Below are 17,732 nucleotides of genomic sequence, written 5' to 3'. Positions count from 1 at the left end.
CGTACATGGGAGGACACGATCCGTGCCGATATGGAAGTCGGCTCCGTATACGCCTTCAGGCTTTTGGACGGGAAATACGCCCTGCTGGAAATTGTGAGCTATCAGGATTTCGGTGATGCCATAACCCGTTCGAACTACCGCTACAAATACCAACCCAACGGTTTGCCCAACTTCTGACAACGGCCTGTGGACACCAGTACCATGGCAATGGCCGGCGCGGGGGATTCCCGGTCCGGCCATTGCCGCATTCCCGGAGCTCCCAGGGCAACCGGGGTCAAGGGACATCCCATGAAACGCTGTCTGACTACTCTCATCTTCCTGCTCTGCCACGCCGACGCCTGGGGCGGTTCGCTCCTGACCAAGAGCGAGGATTTCTCCAAGGCCGCCACCTATGGCATGAACATGGCCACCTACTCCATGGAAATGATGGATGCAAGGCAGGCGGCGGAAAAGCTCGCCACCTTCGATGTGGTCTGGGACATCATGGGAAAGGGGGAAGAGGTTCTGCTCAATGGCGACCCCGACGCCTTTCCGAAACTGAAGGACGATGTTCTCAAAATCAAGCTGGTGCTGGATAAGGTCGCCGAAGTTTCCGCCAAACTGGGCGAGGGGGTCTACGATGAAGCCCTCATGGGGAGCGTAGACGTCATGGTGGGGATGGTGAACCATCCGATGGTAAACGGCCTCTGGGAGGCGGTCAAGCTGGCCTACCAGTCCCACAGGCTCGTCCAGGACAGCCGGGCCGCCCTGGAAATCGAAACGCTCTACGGCATCGTCAACTACGACCGTCGGCTGCGGGGCACTGCCGGCAGCGACGGGCCCAAGCTCTTCAGTGTCGACGCCGATACGGTCACCTATTTTTTCAACAAATACCTGATCACCGACGAAAGCACGCGGGGGCTGGTCAAGACCTACGTGAAAAACAAGCTGGGGGAAGAATTCCCGGAACTCCCCGCATCCGACAGCGCCCTGGCCTGGCTCCGGGGCACCCTGGACGAGGAGAAAAACGAGCATGAAGTGCGGCTGCTGCAGGAATTCGAAAACTCCTCGCGCCGCTGGACCATGCAGTTGCTGAAAGATCTGAACGAGCAGGTAAAAAAGGAATGGGTCGCCACCCGACTCCACCAGGAGCAGGAGAAGTTCAAGGCGTTCACCGACCAAGTGGGAAAGGCCTTTGCCAACGTGGATCAGGTCTTTGCCTACTACGCAAATCAGGCGGCCCTGCGCAAGCAGGCAGCGGGCTTCCCTGCCACGCTGAAGGAGCTTGCGGAGAAGAGAACCAGGCTCGAAGCCCAGTATGCCCCCCTCAGGCCGTCCCAGTTCAACGAGCGGATGGCCGCCCGCAACGGCCTCCACCAGGTGATGAGCGAGGCTAGCCGCCATGCGGTTTTCTGCCTAATCATCAATGATTTTACGCTTCAGAAGGAATTCGAGGCGCTCCACTTGGCCGTCATGCAGCGGATCGACGCCATTGACAGGGAAATGTCCGTCCAGCGCGAAACCGCGACGGAAGAAGCTCTGACGCTTGCCGAGGGAGCGGGGGACGACTACCGGGCCTACGAGGCGTCGCTGGATAAGCGGTTCAAACCGGTTGTGGATGATGCGATCAGCTTTCTGGACGACTACCGCCCCCTGGAACCCAGCGAGATCAGCTCGCTTCTGGCTGAAAACAATATGGAAGAGGCGGAACTCAGGATAGTTGCCTGGCAGGTTGAACAGGGAAAGCTCTTCGAAAAGGTTCAGGCAACATTCAACAAGGATTTTGCCGCCATTACGCAGGGGGACTCCCCTCCAGTGACGGAAACACCGATGTACCAGCGCTATCTGCGTAGGGGAGACCAGAACCCCGGAATCCGGGAGATGGTTCTTCATGATGCCACCAGGGAGCGGGACACCTACTGGCGCAATGCCGCCGCCAAGGCGGAGGACGCCTTCACCATCGCCTTCGGAACCGCCTCCCTTGCGTACAGCAGGGACCATCAGGAACTGTCCCAGGTCTTTGAATACTTCGCCACTGAAACCAAACGGATCCGGACAGCCGTAACCGAAAACATCGCCGCAATCCGCGCCATCAAGGGCCAGATCGCCGATCACGTCCTCGCCCTGTCGCCGGGCGCCAGCTACCGGAACAGAATCCTCGATAATTTTTCACTGGCGGACTTCGAGCCCGGTGCGACCATCGACGAAGCCGAGGCATACCTGCGGGACAACCGTCATGCCACCATCGGCAAAATAGATGATGCCGACGTCGCCATCAACACCGTTGCCTGGCAGATCCGGAAGCGCCGTGACCGGATCGCGGCCCCCATCGACCTCCTGAACGGCCATATCAGCGGGATCAACGCCTTTGCGGTCCTGGCGGAGAGGATCCGGAACGCGCAAAAACGTGCCGACGGATTCAAGCCCCTTGACGACCAGACCGTGGCCCTCTACAACGACCTGGCCGCATATCCGTCGGAACAGGCCGCCGAAGATGCCTCCTTCGCCGGGAGGACCGATCCCAAGGCGAATCCTCCCCGGAGCCTGACCTACACCACAACCGAAAAAAACTGGGATGGCGAATCGTGGACCACCAGGGAAGTGGAGAACATCAAGTTCCCCTCCGTTGTCAACCCCGCCTGGGGGAAAATCGACTACCGCAGGCACCTGGACTCCATCAAGGGGCTGCAAGGGATGAATCCGGCAGCCATGGAGGCCAGGGGACGAAAACTGATTGCGGAAATAGAGCAGGATCTCGCCAACCGCCAGCGGGACATCGACCATCTCACGGAACTGGAGCAGGAATTCACCGCCTGGTACGAGAAACAGTTGCGGGACAGCGTCATCGTGCAGGACAGCCAGTCCGGCCACTACGTCCCCCGCGGCGATCTCTACCCCGACCGCGTCACCGGCCACGCCATCGTCAACACCCCATACCCGCACTTCGCCCTGGCCGACGAACTCGCCAGGGAACCGAAACTCGCCAAGGCCGAGGAGAATCTAAAAAGGCTCAAGGTCCACCGGTTCATCCAGGATTCCATGCCCGCCACCAAGGCCATGCTGGCAACCCTCTTCACCAGCAAGGGCTTTTATCTCCCCGCAAAGGAAGACAACTTCCTGATCGGCAACACCCCGGTCTGGAAGAGCGACCTGGCAACGGCGCGCCGGATACTGGAACCGCTGAAACCCGATTCCGGCGACTATCGGAAGCAACTGGAGTTGGTGGAGAAACTGCTTCCCTTCACCATCGAGTTTCCCCCCCTCCCCACCGACAGGAAGGCACGCCGTTCCGAAGAAATTCAGCACACGATCGGGCGGTTCAAGGAAAATGCCGGGCTGCAGCATTTCGACTTCGAGCTGGGAAAGGAATTTGCGGCACTGCGCATCATGGTGCAGGAGCTGATCATCGGCAAAGGCCGCCTCATCGAGCAGGAGTCCCTGGCGGAAACCCAGGTCGCTAGCGGCCGGGAGCGTCTTGCGGAATTCCGGAAGACGTTTGATGCCATTGCCGCCGACACCGAGCGGTACCTGGCGCAAAAGACAGTGGAACAAGCCGACTACGACGGGATCAGCTCCCGGTACTGGGACCTGCGGAGCCGCTACGACGGAGACACCTTCGCCCAGGATTCGACTTTCACCGGACAACTGGCCGCCCACGAGGGAAAACTTGCTTCATTGCAGGGGATGACCATCGATCCCCGGCAGCGGGACACGGAACGGATCGAGGCTTTCTACGGCACCTTCAAGGCAGCCTACGAAAGCAAGAACGATTCAGGGCTCATGGGCTGCCTCGACGACGACTGGTCCGCCGGCGACGGAACCACCCTGGCCGACCTGCAGGACCACTTCCGCAACATGTTCAGCGTCTTCGACCAGATTCAGCTCACCATGAGCGGCTTGAGGATCGAGCGGAAAGGCACCGATGGCTACCTCGTTTCCTACGACCTGCTGATCGTGGGGAGCATCTATGCCGAAAACATCAGGCATGAGGAAAAATCCTCGGTTGCGGAAGAGGTTTCCATGGATTCTGCTGGGCAGGTAAGGATCTCCCGCACCTCCCGGGGGCGCTTCTGGTACGTGCGGTAGGCGGAAACCGCCGGAATCGGCGCAAACCGGGCGAATGAATGACACAGGGCCCCGCCGGACTGTTGCCGGCGGGGCCCTGCCATCGGGGTGCGGTGCGTCCTCAGAACCCGCGCAGGCTTTCCACCCGCGCAGCCAGGGCCGCGCCCCGGATCCGCTCCAGGGTGGCGGTCACCACCGCCACATCATTGTCGAAGGAGCCGTGGGCAAGGGGTATCAGCCCCTGGCCGTCCGAGACCTTTTCCCGCGTCTTGTCGTGGACCCGCACGGGCCCCATTCCCCCCATGAAATTCCGCCACGCGTCCACCTCGCCGGCTGCGCGCTGATTCCAGAGGTCGGACTGGCCGGGCACCGGGCGCCACGCCCCCTCCATGCCGAGGATCGGCATCTTGTGATAGTCCTCCAGGGCCCGGCTCACCAGGTAGAGGAGCGATTTGCCATAGGGGCCCACGGTGTCGGCGCGCTCCCGCTCGTCGCTCAGGATGTCGAAAAAGAGGCGGTTCCGATCCACCAGCCCCCGGTTGACTGCCGGCACGTAGTGGGCCAGGGCGAAGCCCACAGTGCAGGCCGGGGCGTAGAGGGAAATGCTGGCCGCGGGGATCTTTTTCTGCCCCATCCGGTCCAGAAGATGCCCGTGGAGGATGGAGCCGGCCGAATGCCCAACGAGATGGATCTCCACAGAGGGAATCTGTTTCTTGAGCTCGGCCAGGTGACCCGCCAGAAGCGTGAGCCCCGCCTCCTGGTCCGCCGCGGCCGCTGCATTCTGCTTCATCTGCATCCAGACCGGCTTCACGAGCAGGTTCTCGCTGGCCACCTCCACCGAGCGGTCCCGGGCCTCCTCCAGCCGGTTCTTGATATCGTCCCACCACCCCCGCGACGGGTCCTGCGCCGAGGGCTTGAAGAATTTCCCCACCGCATCTTCGAGCATGCCGGCAATGCTCTCGCCGAAGCCGGTCTTCCAGGTCACGAACAGGGGGTAGATGTCGTTGGCCAGGAAATAGGGGGCCATGACCCTGATCCGCTTGAGGGAAGCCTCCTCGTCGTTGAGCCCTCCGTGGGCATAAATGGCCAGCTTCGGCGCGCTCCTGCCCGACAGCCAGGCCAGCGGCAGGCGGTAGGCGGCCTCCTTCACGGCGCCGACGGCATCGGCCACGTCAAGGAACCGGTTGATGGGGCAACCGTCATTGCCGAGCACGACGGTATGCTCATAGGCCCGGGATTCGCTCAGGGGTTCAACCGCCGGATTCGCGTAGGTGAAGGGCTTTGAGGTGCTGCCCGAACTCCAGTACCAGGCCGCCTTGCCGTTGACCACCTCCTGGAGGGTCATGCTGCTCTTGGTGCGCCCCTCGCCGCTCACGAGCATGGGGGCGCCCAGGACCGCCACCCAGGCGTCGGAGCCATGCTGGATCCAGTCCTCGTAGGTCATGATGGCGAACCCCAGGTAGCCCCAGTCGGCTCCCCAGGAATTCTGCACGATGAACCCCTCCGGGGTGTAGCCCACCAGGGCGAAGGCGTGGCCGCCGGTCTCGCCGGGTTGCGTCCGGATCACCGGCAGGGTGGCGGAAGCATCCAGGAACCACCCCCTGTGGACCGCCGCCGACACGTAGACGGCCCCCACCTCGTTGATGGCCGCCTGCAGATCGGAGACCGAGTCCTTGTCAACCCGGTAATAGGCGCCCAGGGGCCTCTGGGCCGCGTCCTGCTGCCACCCCTCCTTGGGAGGCACGAACTTCTGCCTGTAGGGCCAGAGCGGGTCGGTGCAGACCCCGTGGCGGTGCCACCCCTTCATGGCCCCACGGCAACTGGAGCCCTCGTAATCCTCGCCGGGCCACTCGTCATAGATCCGGGCCATGTGGTAGAGCATCCGCGGGCTCACCCGGGGGACCTTTCCCCCCTTGCGGCCGCGCTGTTTCACCTCTTCAAGGTGCTTGCGCCAGTTGAGGTAGTTGATGACCGCGGCCAGGCCGAAACCGGTGCAGGCCCCTTCGGCCCCCTGGTCGAGGACCAGCTTGTGGATCTTGGTGTAGTCGGCCAGAAAGGTGGTGATGAACGACGGATCGGGGTACTGGGGGGGAAGACTTACCAGCGGCGGAGCGTAGCGGCGGTCACGGTAGTCGACACGGTCGGGGCGGGCGTCGAAAATCCTTCCCTGGATTTCTCGCGTGGGCATGGCGGCCTCCTTGTCACCGGCGGGAATGGAACACCCTTATTTGACTGATGAAAGTCTGCCACACTTTTCCAGCGTGACAAGGAGGACGAGCTGTTTTTACGGGCGGCCGGGCCGGTTCCGGGGACCCACGGCCAGCAGCGCGAGACCGCCGAAAATGAGCAGGATGCCACCGAGCGAGGTAAGGGTAAGACGCTCGCCCACCACGGTCACGCCGAGGATGGTGGCGGTGAGCGGTTCGGCCAGGGAGAGGGTCACGGCGCTTGCCACCGGCACGGTTTGGAGTCCCCGGGCGAAAAGGCGGTAGGAAAGGGCCGTGGCAATGAGCCCCAGGTGAAGGACCACCACGGCGCCGCGCACCGAAGGGAGCCAGGAGAGGTCGGCCCCCACCAGAAGCGGCGCCAGGAACAGCGCCCCGAGACAGAACGCCACGGCGATGACCGCGTCCGGGGAGCGGCCGGCCAGAAGCGCTTTGATCGCCAGGGTATAGGCCGCATAGGAGAGCCCCGCGCCCAGGGCCAGGACAATGCCCAGCGGATTGACGCTCACCTCTCCGCCGGTGGCCAGGAGCAGGGAACAGCCGGCCACGGCAAGCGCGGTGGCACCGGCCCAGCGCCGCCCAGGCCGCTCGCCGAGCACCAGGAATGCCAGAATCCCGGCCATGACCGGCGAGCTGCCGATGCCCACCATGGTACCCACCGCCACCCCTGTCGTCTTGACCGCCGCGAAAAAGGTCAACTGGTAGGACGCGATGCAGCCCCCCGCGCAGAGCGTGGGGATGAGGGGCCAGCGCATGCCCTTCGTGAACCCGCCCCGGGCCACGGCCAGGAGCAGGAGTGCCAGTCCCCCCACCGCCAGCCGGAGGGCGCCGATGGTCATGGGATTGGCCCCCACCGGAGCGAGGGCCTGGGATGTGCCGGTGGTCCCCCACAGGACCGCCGCCCCCAGGATGAACCACGCCCCTCCCCTGCCCGCTTGTGCCATGCCGCTACCGCCCATGCCATGCCTCCCTGTTGTTCCCGTCTGCTGCCATACCTCTGTGCCGCGTCACTTTGCCCTGGCCAGGGCCACCACGGCGCCCAGCACCAGGGCGGCACCCGCCAGTTGCACGCCCCCCAGGGATTCGCCCAGGATCAGCGCCGCCAGGACCAGGGTCACCACCGGCTCAAGCGTTGAGAGGGTCGCCGCGTCGGCGGCCCCCAGGCGCTGCATGCCGGCGAAGAAGCCGACCATGGCCACCACGGTGGAAAAAAGGGCTATTCCGGCCACGGCTCCCCAGCCGGCCAGCCCCGTGGGCCAGTGGGGCCCCTGCCAGATCACGGCACAGCCGTAGACCGTGGCCGCCGCAAGCATGATGACGGTTGCCGCCGGAATGGCGCCGGTGCGGCGGGACACCTGCTCCCCCACGAGGATGTAGCCCGTATAGATGACTGCCGCGCCGGCGCCGAACACTATCCCGGACAGGCTGCCGGTCAGGCCGTCGGCCACGGTCAGCAGGATGCCGACGAGGGAGGCCGCCACGGCCGCAACCTTGAGGGGCGTCAGCCGCTGGCGGCCCAGGGCCGCCGAGGCCAGGGTCACCAGGGCCGGGTAGAGGTAGAGCAGGAGCGCCGTGAGCCCGGCGGATGCATGGCGCAGGGACGTGAAATAACAGAAAGCCTGGCCCACGTAGCCGATGGCGCCCATGCCGACCAGTATCCAAAAATCGCGGCCCCGGGGCCAGGACAGGCGCAGGACGGGCATCAGGGCCGCCATGAGCACCCCCGCCACCAGGAACCGCAGGAAGAGAACCACGGCGGTGGAGGCGCCCGAGGCAAACGCCACCTTGCCGAAGATGCCCAGGGCGCCGAACCCGACGGCCGATGCCGCCACAAAGGCCGCCCCGGCCAGGCGGGGGCCGGCGAGAGCGTGCCTGGCGCGGTCCTGCCGGGCAGTGTGCGACGATTCGAACGCCATGCGTTCCTGTTCCTTTCCCGGCCGCCCCCTGTCGCGGGGCCGGCCGCAAATGCCGCATAGTACACGAATGCGGCGGTTCTGTCCTCAATTTTGAGCACAGGGCTCCACGGCTCTTCACCCTGCCTTTATATTTTGCCATTGACATTCGATTTCAATTAAATAAAATAGAATCAAAGACACTGATCTCCATGAAAGGGGTGTTGAGTCATGAGACGCCAGACTGAACTCAAGACCGTTCACAGAAGTGATACGGACAGGATGCAGACGGTGAAAAGATCGACCAGAAGCGGCTCCTCAACGGGCAGAAACATGTCGATGGCAGCTCCCCGCGAGAGCATGCCCGTGGCCTCAACCGTAACGAACCCGTTCCGCGAAATGGAGCGGTGGTTCGAGGAATCCCTGAACCGCCCCTTCTTCGGCATGAACTGGGTTCCCTTCCGCAACCTGATCAACGACCTGGGGAATAGCGGCGAACTGATGCCCGCCGTGGACATGTTCGAAGAAGGGGAACACCTGGTGGTGAAAGCCGAACTGCCGGGCATTCCACGGGATGATCTGAACCTGCGGATAGTGGATGGCAACCTGATCATTTCGGGCGAAAAGAGGTCCGGGGAAACGGTCGAGCGGAGCAACTACCTGCGGCTCGAACGGCACCACGGCTCCTTCACGCGGACACTGAGACTGCCCGATGGCCTCGATACCGAGCACATCAGGGCCAGTTTCAGGGACGGAATTCTGGATGTCCGCATCCCGAAGACCGAAAGCACCGTCCGGCAGATCACCGTGGAATGACCACCCGGCATCACCACCGCAGCACAAAGGGGAAGCCCGAAGCTTCCCCTTTTCGCGTCTCTTTCCTTGCCATCCCCGCCCCGTGACCGTACAATGCCTCCGCACCCCATCAGCGCCCCGGAGGAATCCATGTCGAACCTCGTCCTTTTTCTCCTCATGATGTGCGGCGGCGTGTTCATCGCCGTCCAGCCATCCATCAACGCCCGGCTGGCCCAGAAGACGGGCGTGATCGAGAGCTCCACCGTTTCCTTCGCGGTGGGGGCCCTGGCGCTCCTGGTCGTGAGCACCATGGTGGGAAAGGGGAGCCTGCGCGGCGTTGCCTCGGCCAACTGGTGGGAGCTGACCGGCGGGCTGTGCGGAGCCTTCTACGTCACCCTGATCATTTTCGCGGTCCCCCGCATCGGCACGGCCGCGGCCATGGCGGCCACCATCGCCGCCCAGTTGGCCACCGGCCTGCTGCTTGACCACTACCGGCTCTTCGGCTACCAGGGAGCCCCCTTCGACCTGAAGCGGGGCATCGGCGTGGTGCTCCTGCTGATCGGCGCGGCGCTGGTGTTCCGGCGCTAAACCCGGCCGGGGAGTCCCTGCCATGGAACCGAACAGCCGCGACATTGCCGGCATCCGCACCGTCGCCCTCTTCGAGGGGGCCAAGGGAGCCCTTGTCATTGCCGCGGGCCTGGGTCTGCTCGCCCTGATCCACCACGATGTCCAGGCCCTGGCCGAGGAGATCGTCTCCCTTTTCCACCTGAACCCGGCAAGCCGGATCCCGCGCATCTTCCTGGAAGCGGCGGACGCGGCCAGCGACGGGCGGCTGCGGCTGCTGGCGCTGGGTGCCTTCGGCTATGCCAGTCTGCGCTTCACCGAGGCCTGGGGGCTCTGGCGGGCCCGGCCCTGGGCCGAATGGCTCGGCATCGTTTCGGGCGGCATCTACCTTCCCCTCGAAGTCTATGAACTCGTTGTCTCCATCTCTGCCGTCAAAATCGGCACCTTCCTCGTGAACCTCATCGTGGTGGCCGTGCTGGTGCGGGCGCGAATCCGGGCACGCAGGTAACGCATGGTACGCTAGCCGTAGGGGTCGCCACCCTCCCGCACCGGTGCCGGCCCTTGAACGTCCCTGAGCGGCGTCCGGTCTTTCACCGCAAAGACATCTATTCCGGCCTTCCCCTCCACCGGACAGACGTTCTCGCAGATCCCGCAGCCGTTGCACAGGTCATCCACCACGTAGGGAACCAGCAGTTCCACCTGCCGCCCCTGGTCGTCCGTGTCCAGAACCCGGCGCGAGCGGATCGCCTTGGCGGGAATGGGACAGTGCTCCTCGCACACGATGCAGTTGACCTTCTTGGCAAAGGGGAGGCAATGGTTGCGGTCGAACACGGCCTTGCCGATGACTTCGCGCTTCTTGGCCGGCACCGGCAGGTTCGGGATGGCGCCGGTGGGGCAGACCTGCCCGCAGAGGGTGCAGTTGTATTCGCAGTAGCCGAGCCTGGGGATCAGTACCGGCGTGTAGACCCCCTCCACCCCGGCCTGCAGTGCCGCCGGATAGAGGGCGCTCCGCAGGCAGACCTTCATGCACTCCCCGCACCGGACGCACGCGGCGAGGAATGCCCCCTCGTCCCGCACCCCCGGCGGACGGAGCATGCGCGCCTGTGCCGCGGGATCGCGGAAACGGAAAAACCTGGCCGCCAGGAGCCCGCCGACAACGCCTCCCAGCAGAACCCTGCGCTGCGGCAGAAGCGGCCCCTCCCCGGCCAGGGGCGAACCGGGCAGGAAGCGGACCCGGGCCGAGGGGCACCGCACCGCGCACTCCATGCAGAGGATGCACTCTTCCTTCTGGAGGATCTCCCGGTCGAAGGAGGTGGGACAGAGCCCGCTGCAGGCGCGGCAATCAGCGCAGAGCTTTTCGGGGCTGCGGTTGAACGGAGAAAAGCGGGCGCTAAGCCCCAGAAGGGTGCCCAAGGGGCAGAGACGGCGGCACCAGCAGCGGGACTCGAATGCTTCCAGCCCGATCACTCCCGCCAGGATGAGGGCGGAAAGGAAGGCCAGGGGATAGGCGGCCTCCCGGAACGGCAGGACATGATCGCGGATCAGGGCATAGCCCGGAGCCAGCAGGTCTCGCCCTTCCCCCAGCACCCGGTAGAGCCCGACCCAGGCGCCGCGGGTCGTATCGCCCAGGAGGGGATGGAGGGAGAATGCGAGACCCCGCACGAGGATGGCCAGAGGATCCAGCAACCCGGCCAGGTTGATGCCGGCCAGGGCCGCGCCGAGCAGGGGAAGGAACACCCAGTATTTGGCATTTCCCGTGAGGAGGGAGGGCGCGCCCCGCCGGCGGAACCGGCTGCCGAGGAGATCGAGGATGGTGCCGAGGGGACAGACCCAGCCGCAGAAAAAGCGCCCCAGAAGCGCCGTGGCAACCAGGAGCAGCACCGCCGGAAGCAGCAGCCAAGTGAATGTCTTTGCCGCCAGGAGATACGTTGCCGCCACCAACGGGTCAGCCCGGAACAAGGCGTTCACCGCCCCATTGATCTCGTCCCTGCCCCGGTATTCGGTGTTGACGAAGAGGACCAGGAAGAGGAGCAGAAACAGGAGCTGGCTGATCCGCGCCGAGGTGATCCGTTTCATGGGAGTCTCATGTCTCAGGCCGTGACGATGCGGACCCGCTTCAGGTTCATCTCGCCGAGCCCCCGCTTGTGGGCCGCCACGGTGACCGGAATATCCTCGGGCTTGAGACCGAACAGGGTGGTGGCGTAGGCATCGGCGGCCACGATGTCCGTGGAGGCGATGACCGTATCCATCACCTTCACGTCGGCCGGGCTCCCCCCCTGGGGTCCGTGATCGGTCAGGATGCGGGTGGCGTCGATGACCGTCAGGTGGCTTTTGAGCACGCTGTTGATGTCGGCCAGGGCATCATCCAGGTGGCGATGAATGCTTCCCCGGTTTCCCCCCATGACCCCCATCACGTTCTTGAGCCCCAGGGTCAGGCGGGACAGGCCGTGGTGCTTGGCCACCGGCACGTTGATGAAGACATCGGCCGAGAGCGCTTCGTCGTAAAGTTCCCACGCCGGGAGCACGGCCCCCTTGATGGGGACCCGCCGGAACCGCTCGTTTTCGATGATTTTCAGCTCCACCCCCTTCATCCCCTTGAGGGCATCGCTGATGCCGCTCTGGACATAGCAGCGGCGCTCGTCGTTGCAGGTCCGGTCAAAGACCTTGACCCGCTTCGCTCCGGCGGCCAGGGCCTCCTCGGCCAGGGCGCGCACCACCAGCGGGTGGGTATTGGCTGCCTGGGCAGGGGTCCGGTCCCACCCCATGTTGGGCTTCAGGACCACCACATCCCCCGGTTTCACGAACCGCTTCATACCGCCCAGAAGCGCAAGGGCGCTCCGGGTCGTGCGGGCATAGTCCTTTCCCCGCGCCACCGCCACCGTCGGCTGCGGCGCCGCGAACAGCCGCCGGAATGCCCCTTCGGCAAAGAGGGACGACAGTCCCACGAGCTTCAGAAACGTGCGTCGTTCCATGGTTTCCTCCCCGGCTTGACATAGAATTCACGCTTTCCAAGGATACCATAGAGACGGCAGCGCTCCAGGAAAAACTAGCCGGCAGACTGCTCCAGCAGCGTTGCCAGCATCTCCACCCGGGGCATGGCGATGCCCCGTTGGCTGCCGTAGGCAAGGGGCGTCCGGAAGATGGCCCCGATCTCCAGGGGCCTCCCCTCTTCCCGGTCGATCTGCATGGAGGGTTTGTATTCGCCCATCCTGTCGGTGAATTCCAGCATGCTGTCCGCGTATGCCGGGGCTATGGGCACGGTCAACCCCTGGGCATTGGCCGCGGCGATCACCTCATGCATGATCTCCCGCACTAGGGTGCGGCTCGCATCCCGCGCCAGGAGCAAGTTGACCGGCTGCTGCAGCAGGGCGCACAGGCCGTTGAACGGAATGTTCCAGACCAGCTTCTCCCAGCGGGCCCGCTTCAGGTCGCCGGTTGCACGGCACTCCACTCCTGCCCGCACGAACAGGGCGGCCAGCGCCTCGGTCCATTCCCGGTCGCGGGGAAGAAAGTCGCCCAGGGTAATCCGGCCCGCACCAAGGTGGTGCACCTCTCCCGGCTCACCCCGGTTGGAACAGAGAAAGGCCACCCCGCCGATGACCCGCTCAGGGCCGAACAGGGCGGCCAGTGCCTCTTCGTTCCCCAACCCGTTCTGAAGGGTCAGGATCCGGGTTTCCGCCCCCACGAGGGGACGGATCAACTCCTCATACCGGTCGTTGGCAAAGGTCTTGAGTCCCACCAGAACCAGGTCTGCGGGGCCGATCTCATCAGGAGTCCGGTATCCTTTCACGCGGGGGAGGGCAAAATCACCGTCAGTGGAGAATACGTTGAGGCCGTTGCGAACGATTGCCTCGAAATCGCGGCGGAGAAGGAAATGCACGTCTTCCCCCGCCCGCTGCAGCAGCGCGCCGTAGTAGAGCCCCAGGGCTCCGGCGCCGACAATGGTTATTTTCATCAGAACGACTCCAGGGAACGGGTTTGTCGGGCACGGCGGCCAATGGTCCGCAGATGGCCAGTAATCTACTGGGAAATTCCAATATTGAACGATTTTTTCCAACATTCCCAAACGAATTCAATAACCGCATAGAAAGACATTCTGACATTGCGAGATCATCGATCCTGACATCAGGTTAGGGTGTAGCTCAAATTGACATTAATTCACGGGCGAAGCAGAATTTTCCCCTTGCGTGCTGACTGAAGGCTTGCTGCTATAGCTGTTTTTACTTCTGTCATTGGATAGATAGCTTCTACTGGTAACCTCAATTTCTGTTCCTCTGCCAAACTAATTAGTTCCTTCATCATATGTTCTCTTTTATCTCTGACCATAGACTGATTGATTTTCTTTTGCCAAAAACCCTTTACTGTAATCTGCTTGAAAGCAATATCCCCAGCAGGGATGTGCATCGGCTCCCCAGACATCGATCCAAAGGAAATCAGCAAACCGTTTTCTCCCAATACAGAGAGCAATGCCTGACTGGCTGCTCCACCAATTGAATCAATCGCATAGCTAATGGAGGTTTTGCCTGTCAAATCACGTACGTATTGTGGCCAGTTCTGATTGGAAGTAGAAACTACATTTTCAATTCCGAGTGCCTTCAGTTCTTTTTCAGATGCTTCACTGCGTACAAGACTGATGGTTTTGACTCCATGTTCTTTTGCAAGAGCGGATAAGGCTTTTCCAATAGCCCCTCCCGCTGCATTTTGAATGATCCATTGTCCTGGTTTAGCATCCAAAAACTCGAGTAACATGAGCGCACTAAATGGCATGGAACTCAGCTGTGCCCCGACTTCATCATCAATAGAGTCGGGAACAACCGTCAATATATCCTCCGGAGCCAGGAAATACTCCGCCCACACGCCCATTATTGGAGAACCTACTACACGCTGGCCTGGCTTCAGATTCTGCACGCCCTCCCCAACAGCATCAACGATACCCAGCGCCTCACTCCCCCCAATCGCGGGTAAATTTGGCTTGTATCCATAAGTTCCACGTATTGTCCATATATCGTGGTTGTGGATAGGAGACATAATTGTTTTGACTCGAACCTGATTAAAATCCGGAACAGGGAGCGAAGCCTCTTCCACGTTAATAACCTGAGAAGGCTCACCGAATTGATGGTATACAGATGCATGCATAAGAAATATCTCCTCAAATTGTTTCGAGCAAAGTCTTTTTGGGCATAGCGGTCAACATGTCTTTATTGATTTGGATCGGGAAAATATGCGTCTGCTGCTTATCGTGACGCCTTAATGATCTAGCTACACTCTAAATCTACCAGGCAGGGTCAATAAATTACGAGAATATTATCGGACTTTATTTTTCTCTGCCCACTTCATCACTTTGCGATGCGTCGTAATAGATCACTGTCTGGGTCCGCAAAAAGTGCATTGAGAATCTCAAAATGATTGACACCCGGAATCTCTTTCATGGAAACTTTGTGGTGGCAGTCCTGCAGCCTGGCACTGTAATGCTGAGATTGCTCTTTAAGCTCAGGCTGCTCATTACCGCCGTAATAGAGATAAAGCGGCAACGAGGCAGCGTTTGCAGTGTGAATATTATTGACAGGGCTTAAATTGATGATTTCGTTCGCATTCAACTGCAAGGCCGTGCCAATTTTCTTCGTCGGAGCAATAGGTGCCAGATCAAACAGACCGCTGATAGGGAAAACTGCCTTATTGACCACAGGATGGTCTTTCCAGACTGCCGCAAGATGCCCCCCTGCAGAGTGCCCAGCCAAATAGACAGGTTTTTCAGATGCAGCGTTAGTCTGCAAATATTTTTGTACAGCATCCAATGCCCTGCCAACTTCGTTGACCAGAGCAGTCATGCCAACGCGTGGAATGGTTTTACCATCCACTGTATTTTCTTTGGTCAGGTCATATTCAATCAAGATCAGGTCAATATTCTGCTCAAGCAATTTTTCGCCGACAAAAGCATAAGAATCTTTGACTTCCCCTTGCCAGTAGCCGCCATGAATGAAAATAAAAAAACCTTGAGTATCTGCTTCACTGAATTTTGGATTATGAAAATGATCAAATGTTTCTCTAACGCCAAGTCCATACGGAATATTTTTTTTCAACAGATAGTTATCATAGATAACCTTACTTTTTTTCTTGAAGGAATCTGTTTCACTTTTGGCTTTGTCTAAGCCAATATAGTTCAATGTGTCGTAAGCTTCTATCATGTGTTTCTCTTTTTGAGTTGGCGCATCAGTCTGTGCCAACACGTGGGAAGCCATTGCCATTGAGATGGCAACAGCCAGTACGGGGAATCGCTTTTTCATGATCTTCAAGAATTTTCCCTAATCCAAGTTTCGATGTTTTCTTTCCCTAATGGCGTAGCCCCATATTTCAGATTTGGTTTGAAAGCAGAATAGCGAATGGGGGTGGAAAAATAAACCGTTTTGCCAAAATCACTGTCAAGATGCCCAAGCTCAGAAGCATCAACTGATTTGGGAGGCAAAGGTAAGCCCTGTATATCACTCTCAGAATAAAGGCCAATATCCTGTGTCCACATGGATATCCTTGCCAGATCGACATGCACATGATAGCTGCCGCCATCAATCGTTCTTCTGCGCAACGCCTCCATTACGCCTGCTGTACCCAATACGGCCGCCAGAGAATCGTTCAATAAATAGGAAGGTGGCAGTTTCGGATGATCTTTTCCGCACTCCTTAATTGCCATACCCGTTGCAGATGATGCCAGTTGATCAAACCCTCCCCAGTGACGCCAATCGCCCTCAAGCCCCCATGCACGGTAGTCCAATATGACCAATCCTGGGCGCTTTGCCACCAAAGACTTAGGTGAAAGTCCTTTTTTCTTACTCGTCAGGCATCGGGTAGAGTGCCACATAAACGCCGCCATGGAAACAACTCCGTAGCAGAGGCGCGGAAAGGGCCGCAGCAGCCACGGCCCTGCCCGTGCGGCGGGTCGCCGGCTCTGCCGCACGGGCCATCCTGGTAGCGGCGTTCAAGGCGGGATCCGTGGATGTGCCGGTTGCTTTCCCCAGGACGCCAGCCACCCGGGATCGGCATCACATATGATTCGATGGTACATCATATCGTGCAGCTTGGCGCGCCCGGCAGGCTTACGCCATCGTCCCGATGGTCTTGCGGAAGCGTGCCAGAGACACGGCAAACAGCACCGCGCCAATCAGGGCAAGGGAGACGAACTGGGGCCAGACCACGGAAATCCCGGCACCCCGGTAGAGGATTGCCTGGGCAAGCATGACGAAATGGGTATTGGGGGCTGCCAGCATCACGGCCTGAACAAAGCCGGGCATGCTCTCCCGGGGGGTCGTCCCACCCGAAAGGATCTGCAGCGGCAGCAGGATCAGCATCACCAGGAGCCCGAACTGGGGCATGGAGCGGGCCAGGGTGCCGAGGAAAATCCCCAGGGAAGTGGTGGCGAACAGGTGCAGGGCCGTACCGGCCAGGAACAGGAGGATGGAGCCCTCGACAGGAACCTTCAGGAGCCCCTGGACCACGAACAGGAGTGAACAGGCCGTTGCGGCGAGTACCACCAGGGCCATGGCCCACACCTTGCCCGTCATGATCTCGAAGGGAGTTACCGGCATGGCCAGGAGGTGCTCGACCGTGCCGTGCTCCCGCTCGCGGAGGAGCGCCGCCCCGGTGAGAATTATCGAAAGCATGGTCACGTTGTCGATGACCTTCATGACCCCCCCGAACCACGATTTGTTCAACTCCGGGTTGAACCGCGCCCGCAGTGCCAGATCCACCGCAGGGGCATGGTTCGAGCGGTATCTTTGGAGGAAACTCGCGATCTCGCCGTTGACAATGGTCTGAATGTGGCCGCTGCCGGTAAAGGCCTGGCTCATGCGGGTGGCATCCACGTTGAGTTGGATCGCGGGGGAGCGGCCGGCCAGCACGTCGCGCTGGAAATCCGGTGGAATATCAACGGCAAAGGTATCGATACCGGCATCCATCCGGGCGTCCATCTCGGCTCGGCCGATGAGGACAGGCGGGACGAACTGGGGGGGATAGAACGCATCGACGATGCGTCGCGAGAGTTGGGAGTGGTCCTCGTCCACAATGGCGATGGGAGCGTTGTGGAGGGTTTCGGGCATGGCCGTGGCACCGGAGTAGATGGCAAAGGTAAAGGCATAGACGATCAGGACGAGCATGATGGGATCCCGCAGCAGGCTGCGGAGCTCTTTGATGCCGAGATGGAGAATGTTTGCAGGCCGCATGG

At 61.1% G+C, this 17,732-nt stretch carries 14 protein-coding genes; 4 read left to right on the top strand and 10 right to left on the bottom strand.

The window, feature by feature from the left end; genetic code table 11:
- The first annotated feature begins 288 nt into the window (after nucleotides 1-288).
- Nucleotides 289-4,065, top strand: a complete 3,777-nt coding sequence (locus AC6CDK_RS08410) for a hypothetical protein (RefSeq protein ID WP_192905497.1) — start codon at nucleotides 289-291, stop codon at nucleotides 4,063-4,065.
- Nucleotides 4,066-4,165: 100 nt separating this feature from the next.
- On the opposite strand, the gene AC6CDK_RS08405 is transcribed toward AC6CDK_RS08410, so the two are convergent.
- The 3 genes from AC6CDK_RS08405 to AC6CDK_RS08395 all read right to left on the bottom strand — a co-directional run bounded on the left by AC6CDK_RS08405 (nucleotide 4,166) and on the right by AC6CDK_RS08395 (nucleotide 8,185).
- Nucleotides 4,166-6,232: a C1 family peptidase gene (locus tag AC6CDK_RS08405; protein ID WP_039643266.1), complete on the bottom strand. Its 2,067-nt coding sequence runs from the start codon at nucleotides 6,230-6,232 to the stop codon at nucleotides 4,166-4,168.
- Between the two features lie 96 nt (nucleotides 6,233-6,328).
- Nucleotides 6,329-7,228, bottom strand: coding sequence for a DMT family transporter (locus tag AC6CDK_RS08400; protein WP_039643265.1), 900 nt, complete (start codon nucleotides 7,226-7,228; stop codon nucleotides 6,329-6,331).
- A gap of 48 nt (nucleotides 7,229-7,276) precedes the next feature.
- A complete protein-coding gene (locus AC6CDK_RS08395) occupies nucleotides 7,277-8,185 on the bottom strand; it encodes a DMT family transporter (protein WP_039643264.1) in 909 nt (302 codons plus the stop codon).
- A gap of 258 nt (nucleotides 8,186-8,443) precedes the next feature.
- Here AC6CDK_RS08395 and AC6CDK_RS08390 point away from each other — a divergent pair, with 258 nt between their 5' ends.
- The 3 genes from AC6CDK_RS08390 (at nucleotide 8,444) to AC6CDK_RS08380 (ending at nucleotide 10,028) form a co-directional block, all read left to right on the top strand.
- On the top strand, nucleotides 8,444-8,977 hold the full coding sequence (locus AC6CDK_RS08390) for an Hsp20/alpha crystallin family protein (RefSeq protein ID WP_226048356.1): 534 nt from the start codon (nucleotides 8,444-8,446) through the stop codon (nucleotides 8,975-8,977).
- Nucleotides 8,978-9,106: 129 nt separating this feature from the next.
- Entirely contained in the window at nucleotides 9,107-9,544 is a 438-nt protein-coding gene (locus AC6CDK_RS08385) for a DMT family transporter (protein ID WP_039643262.1), read from the top strand.
- Nucleotides 9,545-9,566: 22 nt separating this feature from the next.
- Nucleotides 9,567-10,028, top strand: a complete 462-nt coding sequence (locus tag AC6CDK_RS08380) for a DUF2127 domain-containing protein (RefSeq protein ID WP_039643261.1) — start codon at nucleotides 9,567-9,569, stop codon at nucleotides 10,026-10,028.
- Nucleotides 10,029-10,039: 11 nt separating this feature from the next.
- On the opposite strand, the gene AC6CDK_RS08375 is transcribed toward AC6CDK_RS08380, so the two are convergent.
- The 7 genes from AC6CDK_RS08375 to AC6CDK_RS08345 all read right to left on the bottom strand — a co-directional run bounded on the left by AC6CDK_RS08375 (nucleotide 10,040) and on the right by AC6CDK_RS08345 (nucleotide 17,730).
- The gene (locus AC6CDK_RS08375) at nucleotides 10,040-11,596 is read right to left on the bottom strand and encodes a 4Fe-4S binding protein (protein WP_192905496.1); all 1,557 of its coding nucleotides are present in this window, start codon (nucleotides 11,594-11,596) and stop codon (nucleotides 10,040-10,042) included.
- Nucleotides 11,597-11,610: 14 nt separating this feature from the next.
- Nucleotides 11,611-12,492 (bottom strand): DUF362 domain-containing protein, encoded by an 882-nt coding sequence (locus AC6CDK_RS08370; RefSeq protein ID WP_192905495.1) that lies wholly within the window; start codon nucleotides 12,490-12,492, stop codon nucleotides 11,611-11,613.
- Between the two features lie 74 nt (nucleotides 12,493-12,566).
- Nucleotides 12,567-13,475, bottom strand: a complete 909-nt coding sequence (locus AC6CDK_RS08365; RefSeq protein WP_192905494.1) for a putative 2-dehydropantoate 2-reductase — start codon at nucleotides 13,473-13,475, stop codon at nucleotides 12,567-12,569.
- A gap of 203 nt (nucleotides 13,476-13,678) precedes the next feature.
- Nucleotides 13,679-14,656 carry a zinc-binding dehydrogenase gene (locus AC6CDK_RS08360; RefSeq protein WP_192905493.1) on the bottom strand — a complete coding sequence of 326 codons (978 nt, stop codon included), beginning with the start codon at nucleotides 14,654-14,656 and terminating at the stop codon, nucleotides 13,679-13,681.
- Nucleotides 14,657-14,856: 200 nt separating this feature from the next.
- A complete protein-coding gene (locus AC6CDK_RS08355) occupies nucleotides 14,857-15,804 on the bottom strand; it encodes an alpha/beta hydrolase (protein ID WP_226048355.1) in 948 nt (315 codons plus the stop codon).
- Between the two features lie 5 nt (nucleotides 15,805-15,809).
- On the bottom strand, nucleotides 15,810-16,385 hold the full coding sequence (locus AC6CDK_RS08350; protein WP_192905491.1) for a CoA transferase: 576 nt from the start codon (nucleotides 16,383-16,385) through the stop codon (nucleotides 15,810-15,812).
- Between the two features lie 223 nt (nucleotides 16,386-16,608).
- Nucleotides 16,609-17,730: an ABC transporter permease gene (locus AC6CDK_RS08345; protein WP_039643256.1), complete on the bottom strand. Its 1,122-nt coding sequence runs from the start codon at nucleotides 17,728-17,730 to the stop codon at nucleotides 16,609-16,611.
- Nucleotides 17,731-17,732 lie beyond the last annotated feature (2 nt).

The organism is Geobacter sp. PheSNFMC (assembly GCF_059620965.1).
The sequence above is the reverse complement of the archived record's forward strand: the minus strand, read 5'-3'. Positions and strand labels throughout refer to the sequence as shown.

Excerpts from the sequence above, each read along its gene's own strand:
- AC6CDK_RS08410 (WP_192905497.1), top strand. The coding sequence starts at position 289 with ATGAAACGCTGTCTGACTACTCTCATCTTCCTGCTCTGCCACGCCGAC.
- AC6CDK_RS08405 (WP_039643266.1), bottom strand. The coding sequence starts at position 6,232 with ATGCCCACGCGAGAAATCCAGGGAAGGATTTTCGACGCCCGCCCCGAC.
- AC6CDK_RS08400 (WP_039643265.1), bottom strand. The coding sequence starts at position 7,228 with ATGGGCGGTAGCGGCATGGCACAAGCGGGCAGGGGAGGGGCGTGGTTC.
- AC6CDK_RS08395 (WP_039643264.1), bottom strand. The coding sequence starts at position 8,185 with ATGGCGTTCGAATCGTCGCACACTGCCCGGCAGGACCGCGCCAGGCAC.
- AC6CDK_RS08390 (WP_226048356.1), top strand. The coding sequence starts at position 8,444 with ATGCAGACGGTGAAAAGATCGACCAGAAGCGGCTCCTCAACGGGCAGA.
- AC6CDK_RS08385 (WP_039643262.1), top strand. The coding sequence starts at position 9,107 with ATGTCGAACCTCGTCCTTTTTCTCCTCATGATGTGCGGCGGCGTGTTC.
- AC6CDK_RS08380 (WP_039643261.1), top strand. The coding sequence starts at position 9,567 with ATGGAACCGAACAGCCGCGACATTGCCGGCATCCGCACCGTCGCCCTC.
- AC6CDK_RS08375 (WP_192905496.1), bottom strand. The coding sequence starts at position 11,596 with ATGAAACGGATCACCTCGGCGCGGATCAGCCAGCTCCTGTTTCTGCTC.
- AC6CDK_RS08370 (WP_192905495.1), bottom strand. The coding sequence starts at position 12,492 with ATGGAACGACGCACGTTTCTGAAGCTCGTGGGACTGTCGTCCCTCTTT.
- AC6CDK_RS08365 (WP_192905494.1), bottom strand. The coding sequence starts at position 13,475 with ATGAAAATAACCATTGTCGGCGCCGGAGCCCTGGGGCTCTACTACGGC.
- AC6CDK_RS08360 (WP_192905493.1), bottom strand. The coding sequence starts at position 14,656 with ATGCATGCATCTGTATACCATCAATTCGGTGAGCCTTCTCAGGTTATT.
- AC6CDK_RS08355 (WP_226048355.1), bottom strand. The coding sequence starts at position 15,804 with ATGAAAAAGCGATTCCCCGTACTGGCTGTTGCCATCTCAATGGCAATG.
- AC6CDK_RS08350 (WP_192905491.1), bottom strand. The coding sequence starts at position 16,385 with ATGGCGGCGTTTATGTGGCACTCTACCCGATGCCTGACGAGTAAGAAA.
- AC6CDK_RS08345 (WP_039643256.1), bottom strand. The coding sequence starts at position 17,730 with ATGCGGCCTGCAAACATTCTCCATCTCGGCATCAAAGAGCTCCGCAGC.